This is a genomic window from Salipiger sp. CCB-MM3, from assembly GCF_001687105.1.
Classification (GTDB): domain Bacteria; phylum Pseudomonadota; class Alphaproteobacteria; order Rhodobacterales; family Rhodobacteraceae; genus Salipiger.
In genome coordinates, this window is record NZ_CP014596.1 from 1071904 (window position 1) to 1091499 (window position 19596).

The following is a 19596-nucleotide window of genomic DNA, read 5'->3' on the forward strand; positions in this document are numbered from 1 at the left end:
CAACCCTTGCGTGCGTATTGGACGAGATGAACAGGATCAGTCGAAGGCGAAGAGAAGCTGCCAGTCGCCGCCCGCGCCGCTGCGGTCGGCAAGGCGGATCAGCAGATCGCCGCCTTCGGGCATCACCAGCGTGACGGGCGTTCCCGCGTCGCCGCGCGCCAGCAAGGTTGCCGGGCGGACGAAGGCCGCGAGGGCGATATTGCCGGGCGCGTCGAGCGTCAGGGTGACGGCCTCGTCGGCGGGCGCGCTGGTGACGAGATCGAGGATGCCGCCCGCGGCCAAGGTGCCATAAATCAGTCCGGGGCGCAGATCGAGGTCGCGCAGCTCCGTCGCGGGCACCGCAGGGCTGCTGAGGGCGGCGGGGTCGGCCCCGGCGAAGGGCGCGAGATATTCCGCGGCAACCCAGCCCGCGCGCGCGCCGTCGAGGCTCTGGATCTGGCACCAAGGCTCGGGCGCTGTGATGCAACCGAGATTGCGCAAAAGCGCGCCGGGGTCCAACTCGGCGATCACCGAAGCCTCAGTAGAGGGGCCGCCGCGCATCCGCAGGCTGCTCTGGCTGGTGACATAGACGAGGGCGCTCTGCGGCGTCGATTGCGCCTGCGCCATCTCGGTGAGCAGCAGCAGGACCATCAGCGTGCGCGATAGGAGGGCGGGGGTCATGGCCGCGGCGCCTCCTGCGGTTGGGGCGAGCGGAGCAGGCCGCTTTGCATGATCACGAAGCCGCGCTCGGAGCGGCGGTCGGGGCTGGCGGCGATATCCGAGATCACCAGCGTCAGGCCCGGATGGGCGTAGGTCAGCAGCCGCTCGCGGGTGGCGGAGTTGAGGATCAGCCGGTCGAGGATGCTGGTCTCGGGCTGCAGGGGGCGCTCTGGGTCGGGCTGATGGGTAACGCCAAGCCAGCGCAACTTGCCCGCCTCGGCGGCGCTCAGCACCAGTACGTGCTCGCCAAGGGGGCGGTCGTCGTCGAGCAGAAAGCTCTCGGTGAGCACCTCACGCCCGTCGCGCAGCAGGGTGATGCGCCGGTCGGGCGAGGTGACGAGCGCGGTGGTGATCGGATAGGGCTCGGCCTCGTCCCATTCATCGGGCCAGTCGGAGGGTCGCTGCCGCACATCAAGCTCGCGCACCGCGCCGTCAAGCTCGGCCTGACTGAGCCGCGCCAGCACAAACCCCGGATGAATGAGCTCCCACGGGTCGCTGCTGTGGCCCGACACGATCACCGGCGTGCCGAGATGGGTGATGCCGAAGAGCAGCTTGGAAAACGCGTAAGGCAGGCGCACGCAGCCATGCGACGCAGGATATCCCGGCAGGTTGCCCGCGTGCAGCGCGATCCCGTCCCAAGTGAGGCGCTGCATATTGGGCATGGGGGCGTTGTTGTAGATCGACGAATGGTGGTCGACGTCCTTTTGTAGGATGGTGAACACGCCGGTGGGCGTCTCATGGCCCTCCATCCCGGTGGTGCAGGTCGAGACCGCGATGCGCACGCTGTTGCGATACACATGCACCCTCTGCTCGGGCAGCGAAATGATCACGGCGACCGCCCCTTGCGGCGCGCGTTCGGGATGCCACGTAAACTCGCCAGGCATCATGCGCGCGATCTCCAGCGGCAGTTGCTGGGCGCGGGCGGCGGGGCTGATCGAGAGCGCGGCAAGGCAGAGCAGCCCGCGCCGGGTTAGCAACGTGGGTGTGTCGGTGCGGGGCCCGGGCTGTGTCACGGGGCGGAGGGGGCGAGAGGGCATGCGGGGCAAACAGCTATTTCCGGGCTTGGGAGGGGCGGGGCAGAAGTGCGCGCAGGGCGATCAGCAGGGCGATGTTGAGCAGCGGCGCCAGCGCCGCGAGCCAAGGCCAACTGGGCTGCGGGAAAAGGTCGATCATGCGGTTCCACGGCAGGCCGAGCGGGATCAGAAAGACGCCGGACAGCGGGTCTCTCTCGACGCCCATCAGCCCGAACTGACCGAGCAGAAACAGGGCGAGCGCCGCCGCGTAGGCCAGCAGCATCCCCCAGATCAGCCCGGTCAGCACAGCGCGCATGGCAGGCGTCCGATCGCCCTACATCGCGCCTTCGTCGGTGGTCGACATGATCTCGCTCGTGCTGCCGTCGGAGCGCGCGAGGCAGGACCATTTCGCGCGGTCCGGGCCGACGCCGATCTGCACGAGGATTCCGTCGGCGGTCAGGGAGTTGCCCATCAGGGTGACGTCGGTGGTTCCGGCCATCTCGGCCACGTCGCGCAGGCAGGCCGCCTCGGCATCGGTGGCCGGGCGGGTGTTCGGCTCGGAGGTCTCCGATCCGCCGCAGGCGGCGAGTGCGGCAAGCGCAGCGAGGCTATACACGGCACGGGCGGGCGTCGCGAAAATGGTCATGGGTCTCTCCCTTTGGTCTGAAAAACGGTCTTCTAAGGGCAAATGGCCCCTGCGGGGCCTCAGGTCGCGCCGCGCAGCAGGCGGACGATCAGGATCAGGATGATCGCACCGATGACACCGGCGATGATCGTCGGGATCAGGCCCGCGCCGAAGGAAATGCCCAGCAGCGGGAAGATGAACCCGGCCAGCAAGGCGCCGCCAATGCCGAGAATGATGTTCATTCCCAGCCCGGAACTGCCGCCCTTCATGATGATGCTGGCGATCCAGCCGATCACCGCACCGATGATCAAGGTGATGATCAGCCCGACCAGCGCATTGCCGCCTTCGGCCATGGCCTCGCCGGTGGTTTCCTGTGCCAGCGCGGGTGAGGCCAAGAGCAGGGCGGCGGCGATACTTGGGAAATGTCTCATGAGTAGGTCTCCTCGATGGTGGCGCGCGGAGGCGCCGAGGATGGGTCGCGCGGATGCGCGAAGGAAAAGCCGCTGGCTTTGGTCAGGGCATCGCGGCGCAGGGTCTCGGCTGCCCGGAGGCCGTTGAAACGCGGTGTCATGCGATGGATCCCCATATCGGTCACCTGCGGCGGATCGGCACGCCAACTGTCCAGAGCCATCCGTGGATGCACGGGCGAGCCTGCCTGCGTGTGCCGCGAAGGGCCGCGTTGGCGCGCGTTCAAAACACTTGATTCGAAAAACAATTCGGCTCGGATAACGGGAGCAGCGTAGCCGAAACTCGCGGAAGTTTATCATACATTCGATATACATCTTTAACGGCTGCGTGGAGTCGCTGCCCCGGCTCAGTCCTGTCGCGGCCCGCTTTGGGCGGAACCTCTGCGTTGCTGCGTCGGTTGGGAAAGCAACCCAGATATGGCAAGATATTCGAAAGGACCGAGATGAGCACCGCGCAGAAAAGCAAACGCCCCCAGTCCAAGACCACCCAGGCGAAGAAGACCCAGACCACCAAGTCTCAGGCCCGCAACACCACACGCAACACCAAGAGCCGCAAATCGCAGCCGCGCGGCGAGACCGGCAACACCAAGATGGCAGACGCGGGCGCCAATGCGCCGGTCACCACGATGCAGCGCCGCACGCAGGACTATGCGGCGCTGGCGCGGCGTGTGGACGACGAGGCGGTGGTTTTCCGTCCGCGCGACCTTTCCGGTCAGGCGCGGCGTCTGCATGTGCGCAGCACGATCATCGAGGATCACGCCGTGCGCATCGACCAGAAGGCGGCGGGCGCCGAAGAGAAGTTCAACGTGCTGGCGGACAGCTTCTTCTCGTTTTTCCGGGGCACCTCTCTGCTCTTTCACCGCGACATGGCGGGGGACGACGCGCGGATGCCGACCGTGCTGTGCCTCGGTGACGTGCATCCCGACAATTTCGGGGTCATGCCGAACGCCGACAATGTGCCGATCTTCGGTGTGAACGACTTCGACGATGTGATCTACGCGCCCTTCGTGTGGGACCTCAAACGCGGCGCCGTGGGCTTCCTGATCGCGGCGGAAGAGGAAGGCGATCTGGGGCGTAAGAAGCAGCGCAAGATCGCCAAGAAATTCCTCGAGGGCTATCGCGAGGGCATGGAGTTCTTTGCCGAGCACAACACCGAGCAGCAGAGCGAGATGCGCGAGGACAATTGCCCGGATATCATCCGCCCGCTGTTCAAGAAGGTGCGCCGTTCGCGCGAGGACTGGCTGAAGGGCCGTTATCTCGAAGAGACCGGCCTCGGCTTTCGCGCCAATGACGAGCTGACCCCGGTGTCGAGCCGCCGCGACGAGTTCCAGAAGCTGGTCGACAAGCTGGCCAAGCAGAACGGTATCGAGCCGGGCGGTCGGCACGGTCCGCTGACGGTGAAGGACGTGGCGATGCGTCATGGGCAGGGCACGGCGTCGCTGGGTCTGCCGCGGTTCTACGTGCTGCTTGAGGGGCCGTCGGAGAATGCCACCGACGACATCATCATCGAATTCAAGAAGGCCCGCCGCTCGGCGCTTGAGGGGCTGGTTCCGGCGCATGACTTTAACGCCGGGGATCAGGGCGACCGCATCGCCCACGGCCAATCTGTGCATCTGGCGCAGGGCGACGTCTTCTACGGAAACGTCGAGATCGAGGGCGAAAGCTTTATGTCGCGCGAGCGCGCACCGTTCCGCAATGACGCCGATCTCGATGATTTCTCGAAGAAGGAATGGAAGCGCTACGCCCATGCCTGCGGCTATGTGCTGGCGCAGGCGCATGCGCGCTCGGATGATCTGGGACAGCTCGACTATGACATCGAACCGGCGATCCTGCAGGCGATGGAACCGGGGGACCTGTTCATCGACGACATGCTTTGCTTTGCCGAAGAGGCGGTCGAGCGTCTGCGCCGGGACCATGAGATGTTCCGCCGCGATCTGGAGCTTGGTGCCTTCGAGGTGACCGAGAAGCGCTACCGTTGATCTGGCAAAGCGCTTGTGGGGGGCGGCTGCGCCCCCCGCGCAATCTGCGCCCTCAGACCATCGAGACCAGCGCCGCGCAGACCTTGCTGCGGTCGTAGCGGTCGGGCTCGTCGCCGCGCAGGGGCAGGCGGTGGCACGGAATGCCGTGCCTTTGGCTGACCTCGGCGCAGGCGCTCGGGTCTTCGGCGCTGTCACACAGCACATGGGTCATCAGCCGCGTTGCAGGCGTGTCCATCCCGGCATCTGCGCGCAGCGGCGCAATGATCGCGGCCACGCGGTCGGCGAGGCTCAGCCCGAACGCTTCCGGGTCATGCCCAAGACTGGGGACATAGACCTTGGGCACCGCGCTCGCCGCAATGGTCCGCCCCACGCCTGCGGGCAGCAGGTTGGCGGTCACCGAAGAAAACAGGCTGCCGGGCGGATAGCAGATGAGATCGGCGCGGCGGATGAGCTTGCGGTTGCGTTTGGGCAGCGGCACCGAACCGGCGGGCACCTCGTAGCCGTGCTCGCTCAGAAACAGGCGCGCGATCGGCGTGTCGATGGGCGGTGCTTCCTTGCCGCTGATCTCGCGCTGGCCAAAAATTTTGCGCCCGTCCGCCAGTTCGACGCCGAGGTGCAGGTTGCAATCGACGACCCCGCGCACCGTGCCGCGCACATCCACCATCTTCGACATCAGGAACAGCACCGGCTCGAGCAGCCGCCCATGGCCGAGATACCCGCCCGCAAGGATGAGGTTGCCGATGCTGGCGTTGCGATAGTCGAAATCTTCCGGCGCGGCGGCGTGGAATGCGTTCAGGAAATCTTGGATCAGCAGCCCCATCGGCGTGGAGATGGCCTTCAGCAGAGGATGCTTGCCCGCGACCAGCGCCGCCACCTCCTGCCGCAGCGCCTTGGCGTCGCCGTTCTTGGGCAGGCGGTGGCTGAACAGGCGGAAAATGTCGGGCTGGCCCAGATCGCTTTCGTCGGCCAGCGCCATCAGTCGGCTGCGCAGGTCGCCGACGGCGGGCATGTCGAAGGCCTCGCGCAGCACCTGACTGCTGCCGCCGCTGTCGAACGGGGTGATGAGATGCGCCGAGTTGTAGGTGTAGCTTTTCAGCGCGCGAGAGATCTGGTTGAGCGCGCTACCCCCGCTGAAGAACAGCAGCCGCGGCCCGAGGTGCGGCGCGCTGAGCGAGCGGGCGACGCGCAGATCGTCCGGGAGCCTGGCGCTGCGCTGTATGCTGACCCTCGTCATCGGAGGCTCGTGCTGCTCGTGCCGTTCATGGGGGTGCCCTCGCTGCCCGTGGCGTTGTCTGCCGGTCTTCTTTTGCCGCAGCCTAACCTGCGGGCGGCGCAGGAGGGAATAGCCGATCCCACAGGCGCGGCCGCCCCGCGGAAGCGCGCTCAGGTGAAGATCGCTGGCGCAAATGCAAACATGCGCCGCCCGAGGGGGCAGCGCATGTCATGTGTTCGAGGGTGGGGCTGGCGGCTTAGGCGCCGCCGCGCTCGGCGATGGCGGCCAGCGTCGGGCGCAGCCCATCGAGCGAATAGCCCGCCTTGGCGGTCGCCAGAAGGATGTCATCCGCCGGCTGTTTGCCAGCCTGACCCATGGCCCAGACGGTGGCGCAGCGGGTGCCCGAGCGGCAGTAGGCGAAGACCGGGCCGTCTGCGTTCTCGATCAGCTCGGCCTGCTGGGTAATCAGATCCAGCGTCAGCCCGTCATGGGTGACGGGAAGCACGGCGAACTCCATGCCTGCCGCGGTCACCGCCGCGCCGATGGTCTCGGCCTGCAGTTCGGGCGGCACCTCGCCGTCGGGGCGGTTGCAGATGACCAGTTTGAACCCTGCTTCTGCGAGGGCGGGGACATCCTCCACCGCGATCTGCGGCGAGACGGTGTAGCGGGGGGTGATGCGGTTCAGATCCATGGCTTTGGGATTATTCCGCCGCCACCGGCTTGTCGAGTCTCCTGCGCAGCATCGGCGCCGCGACCATGCCGGTGAGCATCGCTGCCACGAAAATATACAGACCCGTGCCGCCATAGCTCAGCGAGGCGATGGACGGACCCGGGCAGAGGCCCGCAAGGCCCCAGCCCACACCGAACAGCAGCGAGCCGATGACCAGCTTGCGGTCGATCTGCGTGCCCGGCTTGGGCGGCAGCGGTGTGCCGAGGGCCGAGATCGTGCGCTTGCGGGCGAAGAGCCATGCCAGCGCCATGGGGATCATTGCGCCGCCCATCACGAAGGCCAGCGTCGGATCCCATGCGCCGAACACGTCGAGCCAGCCTTGCACCTTCGCGGTGTCAGTCATGCCCGAGATGAAAAGACCTGCGCCGAAGAGGCCCCCGGCGACGAGAGCAAAGAAAAGGCGGGCTGCAGAGGAATTGCCCATGTCAGATCACTCCAAGGATGTGGCGGAACAGGACCACGCCGACGCCGCCGGCGAGAATGTAGCAGCAGGTGGCGACGAAGCCGCGCACCGACAGCCGCGACATGCCGCAGACCCCGTGGCCGGAGGTGCAGCCATTGGCCAGCCGCGTGCCGACGCCGACCAGCAGGCCTGCGGCGACCAGCACCGGGATGTTGTCGGTGATATGGGTGTCGACCGTGCCATAGAGCGGCAGCAGCAGGATCGGCAGCAGGATGACGCCGACGATGAAGCTCAGCTTTTCCCATTTCGTCGACCCGGCGGATCCGTCCACCAGCCCGCCGATGATCCCCGAGGCCCCCATGATGCGGCCGTTGACGAGCAGATAGACCGCCCCGCCGGTGCCGATCAGAAGGCCGCCGATGAGGCCCCAAATCCAATCTGGTTGCATTCGCGCGTTTCCTTGTCGTTCGGCCGCCTTGGTGCGGCCCTGCACTGCACAATGTGTCGTGCCTCCGCAGGTCTGCGGAGGCACGCGCCCCGTCCGTGAGCGGAAATGAGGCGTCCGGTCAGAGTTTGTTGACCGGGACTTTCAGAAAGACGTCGCCCTTTTCGTCGGCGGGCGGCATCTGCCCGGCGCGCATGTTCACCTGCAGCGACGGGATGATCAGTTTCGGCATCGCCAGCGTGGCGTCGCGGGCGTCGCGCATCTGCACGAAGTCCTCGGCCGATTTGCCGGCACCCACGTGGATGTTCAGCGCCTTTTGCTCGCCCACGGTGGTCTCCCACGCGTATTCGTCGCGGCCCGGTGCCTTGTAGTCATGGCCCACGAAGATGCGGGTGTCGTCGGGCAGCGCGAGGATCTTCTGGATCGAGGCGAAGAGCGTTTCGGACGAGCCGCCGGGGAAGTCGCAGCGGGCGGTACCAAAGTCGGGCATGAACAGCGTGTCGCCAACAAAAGCGGCATCGCCGATCACATAGGTCAGGCAGGCCGGGGTGTGGCCCGGCGTGTGCAGCACGTCGCCGCGCAGCTGGCCGATGTGAAAGCTGTCGCCTTCTTCAAAAAGCTGGTCGAACTGCGAGCCGTCGCGCTGGAACTCGGTGCCTTCGTTGAAGACTTTGCCGAAGGTGTCCTGTACCACGGTGATGCGCTCGCCGATGCCGATTTTGCCGCCCAGTTCGCGCTGGATGTAGGGCGCGGCGGAAAGGTGATCGGCGTGGACGTGGCTTTCGAGCAGCCATTCGACCTTATAGCCCTTTTCCTTCACGAAGGCGATGATCGCATCGGCGGAACGGGTGTCGGTGCGGCCGGAGGCGTAGTCGAAATCCAACACGCTGTCGACGACCGCGCAGGCGGTGCCCGACGGGTCGCGCACGACATAGGAGATGGTGTTGGTGGCCTCATCGAAAAAGGCGGAAACTTCAGGTGACATCATGGTCTGATCCTCCGATTTGAAATTCATATAGGCAAAGCTGAATATGTATTCAAGGATTCGTTGCGATTGACGCATATCATGGTGACGCTCACGCTTAAGGTGCATGATTCACGCACAGGCGGGGCTGCCGGACTGCCGTGGGACCATTGGCATTTGGCGGCGCTTAGGCACGCATCGCCCACGCCCGCTTTGGGCGGCCTGCCGTGAGTATCGTGACGCGCAGCCAGGGTGGGCTCAGGGCTGGGTCTAGGGCTGGGACCAAGGCTGGGACATGGAGGAGAAGGCACATGACCGAAACACATCGCATGGACGACAGATTGAAGCGGCGGATCGACGCGATTGACGTCGCATTGGGCGAGGTTTCCGGGGCCGAACACGCGGCGCTGGTGGCCGAGCTTCAGCGGCTCGCTGAAGAGTTGCATGCGCGCGGCCAGCACATGCCAGCGCATCTGCGCGAGCTTTTGCGCAGCGAGGAAGACGCCGAAATCGAGGCGCGTTTCGACAATATGCCGATCTGACGGGCGCCCCGCGCCGCCCCGCGCTACCGTAAGGCGAGCGTCCCATTTCTTTGCTTGCCGTACCTGCTGGAACCCACTAGCTCGCTGTGATGCCGAGATGGCAGGAGCAACGGGCAGGGGGCGCGGCTGCGCCCGGTCGGGAAGGGCAGGCAGATGGCGGGGATGGACGGCGCGGCGACGCTTGAAGGGATCGACGAGCAGATCGAGGACGGGATCGCTTGGCTTGGTCTTTCGGGCCGGGACGGAAACCGGCTGACCGCATCTCTGTGCGCCGCGCTCGATGCCGCGCTTGAGCGGGCGGAGGCGGATGCCGCCGTGGCCTGCATCGTGCTGCACGGGGCGGATGGCTGCTTTTCCAAGGGCGAGCTGCCGTCCGAGCTTGAATCGCGCGCCCCGCAAACGCGCGCTATGCCGGGTGCCGCTGAGCTTTGCCTGCGCATCGAGCGCTGCGGCAAGCCGGTGATCGCGGCGCTGCAGGGTGCGGCGCTTGGCACGGGGGCCGAGCTTGCGCTGGCCGCGCATTACCGCGTTGCCTCCCCCGGCACCCGCTTTGGCCTCACCAATCATCTGCTCGGGCTGCCGCCCGTCGCTGGCGCGACGCAGCGACTTCCGCGGCTGCTTGGCGCCGGACCGGCGCTTGATCTGCTGCTCTCCGGCAAGGCAGTTTTGCTCGACGCGGCGCCGCAGGCGGCGCTGCTCGACCGGCTTGCGCAAGGCCCGCTCGACGAGGAGGTTCGTGCCTTCTGCGCTGAACTGCGCGCCGAGGGGCTGGGTCCGCGCCCGTCCGCCGCGAGGCGCGAGGGGTTTGCCGACCCGGCAGAGTATCAGCGCGCCGTCGCCGCGCGTCGGGCCGAGACCGCCAAAGAGCCAAACCCCGCGCGTCGCGAGATCGTCGCCGCCGTGGAAGCGGCGCAGCTTTTGCCCTTCGCCTCCGGTCTCGCCTTCGAAGCGGACGCTTATGAGGACTGCCGCGCCTCCGATGCGGGGCGCGCGCTGCGTGCCTGCGCCGCTGCCGAGCGCTCGGCTTTCGAGGCTGTGCCGCGCGGTCTTGCGCGCCGCGGACATGTGGCGGTGCTGGGCGACGGGCCGCTCGCGGTGCCCATGGTGCAGGGACTGCTCGCCGCCGGAGAAGAGGTCGACTGGGGCTGCGATACGCCCGAGGCGCTGCACGCCGGGGTGATCGCGCTGCGCGACCGGCTTGGTCCGCAATCCGACGGTGACGACGAAACTTCCCCGCTGGAGCGGCTGCGCGTCGGTGCGGCCGCTGAGATGGCCGCTGCGGCGCGGATCGTGCTGCTTGCGGGGCCGGGGCAGCGCGCCGTGCCGATCCCCGAAGACGCCATCCGCGTCATCGCCTATCCCGCGCGGGTGGATGGCATTGGCCTGCGGTTCGCGCCGACGCCGGTCGCGCCCCGGCTGGTCGAGGTCATCGCGGGCCCCGGCGCCCGCGCCGATCGTCTGGCCGAGGTCGAGGCGCTGGCGCTGCGTCTCGGGAAGCTCGCGCTGCGTGTGCAATCCGGTGGCGAGAGCCTCGGCGGACGGCTCTTTGACGTGCTGTGCCGTGCGGCGGATGCGCTGGTCGATCTCGGGCAGAGCCCCGACGCCATCGACGCAGCCTGCCGGGTCTGGGGCTGGCGGCGCGGCCCCTTCGTGCGGCGCGATCAGATGGGGCTCGACCGGCTCGGCGCGCAGCAGCGCGGGCCGGGCGCGGCAAACTGGGCCAGCGTTCTGGCGGGCGCGGGCCGACCGGGGCGCAGCGGCGATGCGGGGTTTTACGATTGGGATGCGGCGGGAAAGCCGCATGCCAGCGCGGAGGTAGAGGCGCTTTTGAACGAGACGCGGCCCGCGGCGGATCCCATGCCTGCGGCGCGACTGCGCGCTCTGCTGTTGGCGGCGCTTGCCAATGAAGGCGCGCGTATGCTCGAGACCGGGATGGCGCGCTGCGCCTCGGACATCGACCTCGTGGCGCTGCAGGTGCTGGACCTACCGCGTTGGCGCGGCGGCCCAATGCATGCGGCCTCCGAGCTTGGCGCGGCTGCGCTGCGCAAGGCGCTGGCGGAGGTGACGCATCCGGACCGCGAGATCTGGGCACCGCATCCCGCATGGCAGGCGCTGGCCGCTGCGGGCGGTGATTGGGATGTGGCTGCGGGCGCAGGCGCGCCAGCCGCGGGGCGCTGGCTCAGCCGAGCATAACCCCGATCAGCACCATCACGAGACCGAAGACCGACAGCAGCAATGCGCCCATGTTGATCGGCACGATCTTGCGCATCACCGCGCGCAGCGCTTCGTCGTCCATCCCGGCGCGTTTCGCGCTCCAGACGCGGAAGATGCACCAGAAAAGGCCAAGCAGCCCCGCGAGAGAGACCGCAGCGCCGGTCCAGATCAGCCATTCCATGCCGCAAATCCCCTGAATGTGATGCGCATTGAGATGCGGCGCCGGGTACTGCATCGCCCCCCGCGCCGCAACCCCTTGATGGGCGCGGGTAGGGGGGGTAGTCAATCGCCCGATACCGGCAGGAGATGATGTGATGCAGGACAATGATTCCGGCGCCTATGGCGTCGCAGCGGGCGAGCTCAAGCAGTTCATCGAGCGTTTCGAACGGCTCGAGATGGAAAAAAAGGAAATCGCCGACCAGCAGAAAGAGGTGATGGCCGAGGCGAAAGGCCGCGGCTATGACACCAAGGTCATGCGCAAGGTCATCGCGCTGCGCAAGCGCGATCAGGACGACATCGCCGAAGAAGAAGCGGTGCTCGAGATGTATAAGGCCGCGCTCGGCATGGCGTAAGCCTCTCTGCCGGGCCCGTCAGGGCTCGGCGCTTCCGCTCTCAAGCCTGCGGAACTGTTCGGTCACCAGATCCTGCGCGACGCCGATATGATAGCCGATCGCGTGGCGGGTACCGGCCTCGTCGCCGCGGCGCAGGGCGTTCACGATGGGCTCGTGGGTTTCCGCGATCTTATGCGGATCGTCGTAAAGCCGCCCGATGACCATGATCGAGAACTCGGTCTCGGTAGCAATCTGTTCAAACACATGTAGGAATTTCGGGTTGCCGCTGCCTGCGCAGAGCAGCCGATGAAATTCCATGTCCGCCTCGACCTGCGTCAGCATGTCGGCGCCTTGCTGCGCGACCTCGTGCAGCGCGTCGATTTGTGCCGCCAGCCGGTCTATGGTCTCGGAAAGCCCGTGGCGGATGACCCGCATCGCGGCGGCGGTCTCGATGACGATGCGCAGCTCATAAAGGTTGCTCAGCGCCTCGGCAGATGTCTCGCGCACGAAGAAGCCGCGATTGGCGTGATAGGTGACCAGACCAGAGTTTTCGAGCAACCGCGCCGCCTCGCGCACCGGGGCGCGGCTGACGCCCAACTCGCGCGCGACGACGGATTCGGACAGGCGCGCGCCCGGCGCAAGCTGGCCGGTGACGATGGCCTTGGTCAGCAGGGTCGAGACCTGCTGCACCAGCCCTTCGCGGTCGAGCGGCTGAAAGCCGGGTGTTTGTGGTGATTTGGCCATTTTACGTTGCGGGATACTCTGAGGGTCTGCTGCCCGAATTTTCTCCAGAGTAATTGTCGTTTTGCCGATTGTCGACAATTCACTTGACCGAGATGGGGGCGCTGCCCTTAGTCTGTCTGTAAATGCAGCAGAATGACTCGCCTCTGAGGTGAGCGATCCTAGGGAGCCTCTCATGCCCGATGGCACAACACCCCCCGAGGTGCAGGACCTTCGCCGCGACCTTGCCGCCGCTTACCGGCTGATTGCGCTCGAGGGGATGGACGACGGCATTTACACCCATATCTCGGCGCGGCTGCCCGATGGGCCCGGCGGCGAGAAGCGGTTTTTGCTGAACCCCTTCGGTCTGCGCTTCGACGAGGTGACCGCCGCCAATCTGGTCACGGTGGATGAGACCGGCGCGGTGATCGACGATCCCTATGGCGCTGGGGTCAACGCTGCGGGCTTCACCATTCATTCCGCCGTGCATATGGCGCGCCATGATGCGGTCTGCGTGCTGCACACGCACACCGTGGCGGGGGTTGCGGTCTCATCGGTCAAGGAAGGGCTGCTCAGCCTCAACCAATGGTCGGCGCAGTTCCACAATCGCATCGCCTATCATGACTACGAGGGCATCGCGCTGGATCTGGCCGAGCGGGAACGCATCGTCGCCGACCTTGGCGAAAAGCAGGTCATGCTGCTGCGCAACCACGGCACGCTGCTGCTGGGCCGTTCGGTGGCCGAAGCGGTCAAACTGGCGCTCAACCTCGAACGCTCGTGCAAGGCGCAGGTTGCCGCGCTCGGCATGGGGCTGACGGCGGACGTGTTGCCCGAGGCCGTGGCAGAACACACCGCCAGCCAATATCAGCGCGCCTATGACGGCGTCGAAGAGCGCGGCAAACCCGATCCGGAATGGGCCGCGCAACTGCGACGGCTCGACGCTCACGCCCCGGACTACCGGGGCTGAGCCACTGCGCGCCCCGGCAGTAAACGGGGCCTGACTTTCAAAGAAAAGCAGACAATCAAAACCGACAGGGACCATCATGAACAAACTCAGAGCGACCACTTTCCTGATCGCCGCCGCTCTTGCCGCGCCGCTTGCCGCGCAGCAGGAAGGCGGCCGCCTCGACATCGTCGTGCAGCCGGAACCGCCGGGGCTGATGCTCGGCCTCGTGCAGAACGGCCCGACGCAGTTGGTGGCGGGCGATATCTACGAGAGCCTGCTGCGCTACAATTCGGACCTTGAGCCGCAGCCGAGCCTTGCCGAAAGCTGGGAAATCTCGGACGACGGTCTGACCTACACGTTCAAGCTGCATGACGGCGTCACTTGGCACGACGGCGAGCCCTTCACCGCCGAGGATGTGGTGTTCTCGGCCGATGTCTTCCTGCGCGAGACCCACGCCCGTCTGCGCGCCTCGCTGGCCTATGTGGAGAGCATCACCGCGCCCGACGACACCACCGTGGTGTTCCAGCTGAAAGAGCCCTTTGGCCCGTTCATCAACGCCTTCGAGGTCGGCACCATGCCGATCGTGCCCAAGCACATCTATGAGGGCACCGATTACGCCACCAACGAGATGAACGCGACGCCCATCGGCACCGGCCCGTTCAAGTTCGAGAAATGGGAAAAGGGCAGCTACATCCACCTCGTGAAGAACGAGGACTATTACCTCGACGGCAAGCCCTACCTCGATGAGGTCTATTACCGCGTGATCCCCGATGCCGCCGCCCGCGCTGTGGCCTTCGAGACCGGCGAAGTGGACGTGCTGCCCGGCGGCTCGGTCGAGAACTGGGACGTGCCGCGCCTGACCGAGATGGAGGGCGTCTGCTCCACCGGCGCTGGCTGGGAATTCTTCGCGCCGCTGGCTTGGATGTGGATGAACAACCGCGAAGGGCCGACCTCTGACGTGCGCTTCCGTCAGGCGGTGATGTACGCCATGGACCGCGAGTTCGTGAAGGACGTGGTGTGGAACGGCTTCGGCAAGGTCGCCACCGGCCCGGTCGCCTCGGCAACCAACTTCTACAGCGACGACGTCACCCAATACACCCACGACCCCGAGAAAGCCGAAGCGCTGCTCGAGGAGATGGGCTATGACGGCGCGCCGGTCCGCATCCTGCCGCTGCCCTATGGCGAGACGTGGCAACGCTGGGCCGAAGCGGTGCGCCAGAACCTTTCGGAAGTTGGCATCAATGCCGAGATCGACAGCACCGATGTGGCGGGCTGGAACGAGAAGACCTCGCAGTGGGACTATGATCTGGCCTTCACCTACCTCTATCAGTACGGCGATCCGGCGCTTGGTGTGTCGCGCAACTACACTGCCGACCGGATCAAGAAGGGCAGCCCGTGGAACAACGTCGAGGGCTATGAGAACCCCGAGCTTGACGCCAAATGGGCGGCGGCGGCCACGATGGTCACCCCCGAGGAACGCGCCGCGGCCTATGCCGAGATCCAGAAAGAGATCGTCGACGACGTGCCGGTGGCATGGCTGCAGGAGCTTGAGTTCCCGACCATCTACCGCTGCGACGTCAAGGATCTGGTGACCACCGCGATCGGCATCAACGACGGCACCCGCGACGCCTGGGTCGAAGAGTAATCCTCGCAAAAGGGGCGGGCCCCGGCGGCCCGCCCTCAAACCGCTCCCCGGCAGGATCGCCAGAGGGGGCAGGAACCAACGGGACGACCGCTGAATCGACGGGGGCCAATGAGCATATTCACAGTCATCCTGTCGCGGGCCTTCAAGGCCTTCGTGACGCTTCTGGCCATCGCGGTCCTGAATTTCTGCCTGCTGCACGCGGCGCCGGGTGATCCGGCGGTGGTGCTGGCGGGCGAGGCCGGGGCCGCCGACGAGCAGATGATCGAGCAACTGCGCGAGCGCTTCGGCCTCGACCAGCCGTTCTACGTGCAGCTGGGCAAATACGTCGGCAGTGTACTGACGCTTGATCTGGGGTATTCCTTCCGCCAAGGCGCGCCCGTGGCCGAACTGATCGCCGAGCGCCTGCCCGCGACGCTGCTGCTGACGCTGACCGCCTTCGTGATCTCGCTGGTGCTGGGCATCGCCTTCGGCGTTGCCGCTTCGGCCCGCGTGGGCAAAGCCTCTGACAGCCTGCTGACCACGCTGGCGCTGCTGTTCTACGCGACGCCGCTTTACTGGGCGGCGCTGATGGCGGTGCTGGTGTTCTCGGTCTGGCTCGGCTGGCTGCCCGGTTTCGGCTATGAGACGGTCGGCGCGGATTACACCGGGATGGCGCGGGTGATCGACATCGCCAAGCACCTCGTGCTGCCAGCGCTGACGCTGGGGCTCTTCTTCATGGCCGTCTACATGCGCATGACCCGCGCCTCGATGCTCGAGGTGAGCCAGCTTGATTTCGTCAAGACCGCCAAGGCCAAGGGCCTTTCGGGCCCCGCCATCCGCCGCCGCCACATCCTGCGCAACGCGATCCTGCCGGTGGTGACGCTGGCGGGCCTGCAGGCGGGCCAACTGGTGGGCGGCGCGGTGCTGACCGAGACCGTCTTTGCATGGCCCGGCATCGGGCGGCTGATGTTCGAGAGCCTCGCGGCGCGCGACTACAACACCATCCTCGGCGTCTTCCTCGTGTCGGCGGCCATGGTGATCCTGTTCAACATCGTGACCGACATCGTCTACCGGCTTGTCGATCCGCGCATCGGCGCGCGCGCGTAACGGAGGGCTTTGATCATGTGGAAACGGTTTTCCTCCAATATCGGCGCGATGATCGGCGTGGTTCTTCTGGTGGCGGTGATCGCCATCGCCATTTTCGCCCCGCTGCTGTTCAGCCATGATCCGTGGCAGATGGTGCAGCGGCCCTTCCTAGCGCCCTTCACCATGGATGGGCTTCCCTTGGGCACCGACACGCTGGGCCGCGACGTCGCCTCGCAGCTGGCCTATGGCGCGCGTGTGTCGCTGCTGGTGGGCCTTGTGTCGACGCTGGTGGCGCTGCTGATTGGCGTGCCGCTTGGGGCGCTCGCGGGCTTTTACGGCAACTGGGTGGACGAGGGCGCCATGCGCTTCACCGAGTTCTTCCAGACCATCCCCAACTTTGCGCTGGCCATCGTGCTTGTGGCGATCTTCCAGCCCACATTGGCCTCGATCACCATCGCCATCGCCATCGTGTCGTGGCCGCCGGTGGCGCGTCTGGTGCGGGCCGAGGTCATGTCGGTGCGCAAGCGTGAGTTCGTCGACGCCGCAAGGCTGGCGGGCCTGTCGCGCCCGCGCATCCTGATGACGCAGGTGCTGCCCAATACCGTCTCGCCGATCATCGTCATGGCCTCGCTGATGGTCGCCACTGCGATCCTGCTGGAAAGCTCGCTGTCCTTCCTTGGCCTCGGTGATCCCAACGCGATGAGCTGGGGCTATATGATCGGGGCGGCGCGCACGGTGATCCGCAGCGCGTGGTGGCTCAGTTTCTTCCCGGGAATCGCCATCGTCATCACGGTGCTGGCGCTGAACCTCATTGGCGAGGGTCTGAACGACGCCCTCAACCCCCACCTCAGCCGGAAGGGCAAGGCATGAGCGCGCTCTCCATCGAACACCTCAGCATCGGCCTGCCGCAGGGCGCTGACCGGGCCTTCGCGGTCGAGGATATCTCCTTTGCCATCGAGAAGGGCGAGATCCTCTGCGTCGTCGGCGAGAGCGGCTCGGGCAAGTCGATGACCGCCAACGCGCTGATGGGGCTGCTGCCGCCGGGCGTGACGGTGAAGACGGGCCGCGCCATGTTTGAGGCGCGCGACATCCTGCGCCTGCCGGAACCTGAAAAACAGGCGCTGCGCGGCGAGCGCATCGCGATGATCTTTCAGGAGCCGATGACCGCGCTCAACCCGTTGATGCGCATCGGCGAGCAAATCGCCGAGGTCTTTGCCGCGCATGACCGCTTTTCCCAGCAGCAGCGGCGCGACAAGGCGCTGAACCTGATCCGCGAGGTCGGGCTGCCGGACCCCGAGAAGATCATCCGTGCCTATCCGTTCCAGCTTTCGGGCGGGCAACGGCAGCGGGCTATGATCGCCATGGCGTTGGCGCTGGAGCCGAAACTTCTGATCGCCGACGAGCCGACCACGGCGCTTGACGTGACCACGCAGGCACAGATCCTCAAGCTGATCCTCGACCTGCGCGAGCGGCACGGGATGGCGGTGATGTTCATCACCCACGACTTCGGGGTGGTGGCCGAGATCGCCGATCAGGTGATCGTCATGCGCGAGGGCAAGGTGGTCGAACGTGGCAGCGCCACCTCGGTGCTCACCGACCCGCAGCACGACTACACCCGCCGCCTGCTTGACGCGATCCCCACCGGCAAGCTGCCGCCCGCCCGTGCCCCGCGCGACGTTCCGGCGCTCGAGATCAAAGGACTGCGTAAAGTCTATCGCACCGGGGGCGGCATGTTCCGCCCGGTGCGCGAAGTGCGCGCGGTGGACGATGTCTCGCTCACCGTCGGGCGCGGCGAGGTGCTGGGGCTGGTCGGAGAGAGCGGCTCGGGCAAGTCAACTCTGGGCCGCACCGCGGTGCGGCTGGTCACGCCGGACGGCGGGCAGGTGCTGGTCGGCGGCACCGATCTGGCGGCGCTGTCGGAAGAGGAGCTTCGCAAGCAGCGCCACAAGGTGCAGATGGTGTTTCAGGATCCCTATGCCTCGCTCAATCCGCGCCAGCGGATCATGGGCGCGCTGACCGACGGGCCAATCACCAAGGGCGTGCCGAAAGCGCAGGCGCAGGCGCGGGCGAAGGAACTGCTCGAGATCGTCGGCCTTGGCGCCGATGCCGCCAGCCGCTTTCCGCATGAGTTCTCGGGCGGCCAGCGCCAGCGTATCGGGATTGCCCGCGCGCTGGCCATGGACCCCGAACTGATCATCGCCGATGAGGCAGTTTCGGCGCTGGACGTCTCTATTCAGGCGCAGGTGCTGGACCTTCTGCGCGATCTGCGCGAGCGTTTCGATCTGTCGATCCTGTTCATCACCCACGACCTGCGGGTGGCGGCGCAACTCTGCGACAGGATCGCCGTGATGCAGAAAGGCAAACTGGTGGAGATCGGAACCGTGCACGACATTTTCCTCAATCCGGCGCAAGCGTACACGCGGCAGCTTCTGGCGGCCGTGCCGGGCGCCGACTGGGCCAGCGAGGGCGCCGCATGAGGGGCGTCATCACCACCAGCGGCGGCGTCGATCTCTGGCCGCACTACAGCGAGATTTTCGCCAAGGACGCGCCCGAACTGACCGTCATGCGGCGCGAGGATATCACCGATCCGGCGCAGGTGGATTTCGTCTTTACCTTCATCCCGCCCGCCGATGTGTTCGAGGGCATGAGCGGGCTCAAGGCGATCTTCTCGGCGGGGGCGGGCACCGATGCGATCATGGCCTGCCCGTCGCGCCCCGAGAGCGTGCCGGTCTATCGGGTGGAGGACGCCGATCAGGCGCTGCAGATGGCGGGCTTTGCCGCCTTCCACGTGCTCTGGCATCACCGCGACATGGGCCGCTACGTCGCGCAGCAGGCGAAGGGCAAATGGTCGCGCACCGTGACCGGCCTTTCGCCCAGCTACCGCCGCGTCGGCGTGCTGGGCTTTGGCCATATGGGTCGCGCCATCGCCAAAGGGCTGATGGGGCTGGGCTATGCGGTGGCGGGCTATTCGCGCCGCGCGCCCGATCCGGCGGAACCGGGCGTGCAGCATTTCCACGGCGACGGGCTCGATGACTTCCTTGCTCAGACCGACATCCTGATCAACGTGCTGCCGCTGACAAGCACCACGCGCGGCATGATCGACGCGGGCTTTTTGCAAAAGCTGCCGCAGGGCGCGGCGCTGGTGCAGATCGGTCGCGGCGGTCAGGTGGTCGAGGATGAGCTGATGGCGGTGCTGGACAGTGGACACCTCTCGGGTGCCTCGCTCGATGTCTTCGAGACCGAGCCGCTGCCGCAGGAGCATCCGCTTTGGGCGCATCCCAAGGTGCTCATCACCCCGCATGTGGCCAGCATCCCCGAGCGGCGCTTCGTCGTGCAGTCGATCCGCGAGCGGCTCTCTTCCCTGTAACCTTCCGA

The 19596-nt window shown here is 66.4% G+C and carries 23 protein-coding genes; 10 read left to right on the forward strand and 13 right to left on the reverse strand.

Features of this window, described 5'->3' with window-relative positions; translation table 11 throughout:
• Positions 1–36 precede the first annotated feature (36 nt).
• The 6 genes from AYJ57_RS18645 to AYJ57_RS18670 form a co-directional block, all read right to left on the reverse strand.
• A complete protein-coding gene (locus tag AYJ57_RS18645) occupies positions 37–660 on the reverse strand; it encodes an SH3 domain-containing protein (protein ID WP_066109547.1) in 624 nt (207 codons plus the stop codon).
• Positions 657–1676 (reverse strand): L,D-transpeptidase, encoded by a 1020-nt coding sequence (locus AYJ57_RS18650; RefSeq protein WP_066109550.1) that lies wholly within the window; start codon positions 1674–1676, stop codon positions 657–659. Before AYJ57_RS18650 ends, AYJ57_RS18645 begins: the two co-directional genes overlap by 4 nt.
• Positions 1677–1749: 73 nt before the next feature.
• Entirely contained in the window at positions 1750–2028 is a 279-nt protein-coding gene (locus AYJ57_RS18655) for a hypothetical protein (RefSeq protein WP_066109552.1), read from the reverse strand.
• 18 nt (positions 2029–2046) lie between these two features.
• The gene (locus tag AYJ57_RS18660) at positions 2047–2358 is read right to left on the reverse strand and encodes a hypothetical protein (protein WP_066109553.1); all 312 of its coding nucleotides are present in this window, start codon (positions 2356–2358) and stop codon (positions 2047–2049) included.
• A gap of 59 nt (positions 2359–2417) precedes the next feature.
• The gene (locus tag AYJ57_RS18665; RefSeq protein WP_237220227.1) at positions 2418–2768 is read right to left on the reverse strand and encodes a GlsB/YeaQ/YmgE family stress response membrane protein; all 351 of its coding nucleotides are present in this window, start codon (positions 2766–2768) and stop codon (positions 2418–2420) included.
• Positions 2765–2908, reverse strand: a complete 144-nt coding sequence (locus AYJ57_RS18670; RefSeq protein ID WP_157374265.1) for a hypothetical protein — start codon at positions 2906–2908, stop codon at positions 2765–2767. The genes AYJ57_RS18665 and AYJ57_RS18670 overlap by 4 nt, the downstream gene beginning before the upstream one ends.
• Positions 2909–3247: 339 nt before the next feature.
• On the opposite strand from AYJ57_RS18670, the gene AYJ57_RS18675 reads away from it, so the two are divergent.
• On the forward strand, positions 3248–4783 hold the full coding sequence (locus AYJ57_RS18675) for a DUF2252 domain-containing protein (RefSeq protein WP_083191365.1): 1536 nt from the start codon (positions 3248–3250) through the stop codon (positions 4781–4783).
• 52 nt (positions 4784–4835) lie between these two features.
• Here the strand turns inward: AYJ57_RS18675 and AYJ57_RS18680 are convergent, their stop codons facing one another.
• The 5 genes from AYJ57_RS18680 to AYJ57_RS18700 all read right to left on the reverse strand — a co-directional run bounded on the left by AYJ57_RS18680 (position 4836) and on the right by AYJ57_RS18700 (position 8559).
• A complete protein-coding gene (locus AYJ57_RS18680; protein WP_066109558.1) occupies positions 4836–6017 on the reverse strand; it encodes a GAK system CofD-like protein in 1182 nt (393 codons plus the stop codon).
• 235 nt (positions 6018–6252) lie between these two features.
• The gene (locus AYJ57_RS18685; protein ID WP_066109561.1) at positions 6253–6687 is read right to left on the reverse strand and encodes a TIGR01244 family sulfur transferase; all 435 of its coding nucleotides are present in this window, start codon (positions 6685–6687) and stop codon (positions 6253–6255) included.
• A 10-nt stretch (positions 6688–6697) separates the two neighbouring features.
• Positions 6698–7150: a YeeE/YedE family protein gene (locus AYJ57_RS18690; protein ID WP_066109563.1), complete on the reverse strand. Its 453-nt coding sequence runs from the start codon at positions 7148–7150 to the stop codon at positions 6698–6700.
• Between the two features lies 1 nt (position 7151).
• Entirely contained in the window at positions 7152–7577 is a 426-nt protein-coding gene (locus tag AYJ57_RS18695) for a YeeE/YedE family protein (RefSeq protein WP_066109565.1), read from the reverse strand.
• A gap of 118 nt (positions 7578–7695) precedes the next feature.
• Positions 7696–8559 carry an MBL fold metallo-hydrolase gene (locus tag AYJ57_RS18700; protein ID WP_083191406.1) on the reverse strand — a complete coding sequence of 288 codons (864 nt, stop codon included), beginning with the start codon at positions 8557–8559 and terminating at the stop codon, positions 7696–7698.
• A 290-nt stretch (positions 8560–8849) separates the two neighbouring features.
• Between AYJ57_RS18700 and AYJ57_RS18705 the strand changes: the two genes are divergently transcribed.
• Together AYJ57_RS18705 and AYJ57_RS18710 are read left to right on the forward strand one after the other, a co-directional pair.
• Complete coding sequence (locus AYJ57_RS18705; RefSeq protein WP_083191366.1) at positions 8850–9080, forward strand: hypothetical protein; 231 nt, start codon at positions 8850–8852, stop codon at positions 9078–9080.
• A 153-nt stretch (positions 9081–9233) separates the two neighbouring features.
• Entirely contained in the window at positions 9234–11273 is a 2040-nt protein-coding gene (locus AYJ57_RS18710) for an enoyl-CoA hydratase/isomerase family protein (protein ID WP_083191367.1), read from the forward strand.
• Here AYJ57_RS18710 and AYJ57_RS18715 read toward each other — a convergent pair.
• Positions 11260–11529 (reverse strand): hypothetical protein, encoded by a 270-nt coding sequence (locus AYJ57_RS18715; protein WP_318246658.1) that lies wholly within the window; start codon positions 11527–11529, stop codon positions 11260–11262. The genes AYJ57_RS18710 and AYJ57_RS18715 overlap by 14 nt on opposite strands.
• 79 nt (positions 11530–11608) lie before the next feature.
• On the opposite strand from AYJ57_RS18715, the gene AYJ57_RS18720 reads away from it, so the two are divergent.
• On the forward strand, positions 11609–11866 hold the full coding sequence (locus AYJ57_RS18720; protein ID WP_066109573.1) for a DUF2312 domain-containing protein: 258 nt from the start codon (positions 11609–11611) through the stop codon (positions 11864–11866).
• 18 nt (positions 11867–11884) lie between these two features.
• Here AYJ57_RS18720 and AYJ57_RS18725 read toward each other — a convergent pair whose 3' ends face one another.
• The gene (locus AYJ57_RS18725) at positions 11885–12589 is read right to left on the reverse strand and encodes a GntR family transcriptional regulator (protein WP_066109577.1); all 705 of its coding nucleotides are present in this window, start codon (positions 12587–12589) and stop codon (positions 11885–11887) included.
• Between the two features lie 172 nt (positions 12590–12761).
• On the opposite strand from AYJ57_RS18725, the gene AYJ57_RS18730 reads away from it, so the two are divergent.
• The 6 genes from AYJ57_RS18730 to AYJ57_RS18755 all read left to right on the forward strand — a co-directional run bounded on the left by AYJ57_RS18730 (position 12762) and on the right by AYJ57_RS18755 (position 19588).
• The gene (locus tag AYJ57_RS18730; RefSeq protein WP_066109580.1) at positions 12762–13532 is read left to right on the forward strand and encodes a class II aldolase/adducin family protein; all 771 of its coding nucleotides are present in this window, start codon (positions 12762–12764) and stop codon (positions 13530–13532) included.
• Positions 13533–13608: 76 nt separating this feature from the next.
• A complete protein-coding gene (locus AYJ57_RS18735; RefSeq protein WP_066109584.1) occupies positions 13609–15156 on the forward strand; it encodes an ABC transporter substrate-binding protein in 1548 nt (515 codons plus the stop codon).
• 108 nt (positions 15157–15264) lie between these two features.
• Positions 15265–16242: an ABC transporter permease gene (locus tag AYJ57_RS18740; RefSeq protein WP_066109588.1), complete on the forward strand. Its 978-nt coding sequence runs from the start codon at positions 15265–15267 to the stop codon at positions 16240–16242.
• 48 nt (positions 16243–16290) lie between these two features.
• Positions 16291–17091 carry an ABC transporter permease gene (locus tag AYJ57_RS18745; RefSeq protein ID WP_066110464.1) on the forward strand — a complete coding sequence of 267 codons (801 nt, stop codon included), beginning with the start codon at positions 16291–16293 and terminating at the stop codon, positions 17089–17091.
• Positions 17088–18698 carry an ABC transporter ATP-binding protein gene (locus AYJ57_RS18750; protein ID WP_066109589.1) on the forward strand — a complete coding sequence of 537 codons (1611 nt, stop codon included), beginning with the start codon at positions 17088–17090 and terminating at the stop codon, positions 18696–18698. Before AYJ57_RS18745 ends, AYJ57_RS18750 begins: the two co-directional genes overlap by 4 nt.
• Positions 18695–19588 carry a 2-hydroxyacid dehydrogenase gene (locus tag AYJ57_RS18755; protein ID WP_066109591.1) on the forward strand — a complete coding sequence of 298 codons (894 nt, stop codon included), beginning with the start codon at positions 18695–18697 and terminating at the stop codon, positions 19586–19588. Before AYJ57_RS18750 ends, AYJ57_RS18755 begins: the two co-directional genes overlap by 4 nt.
• Positions 19589–19596 lie beyond the last annotated feature (8 nt).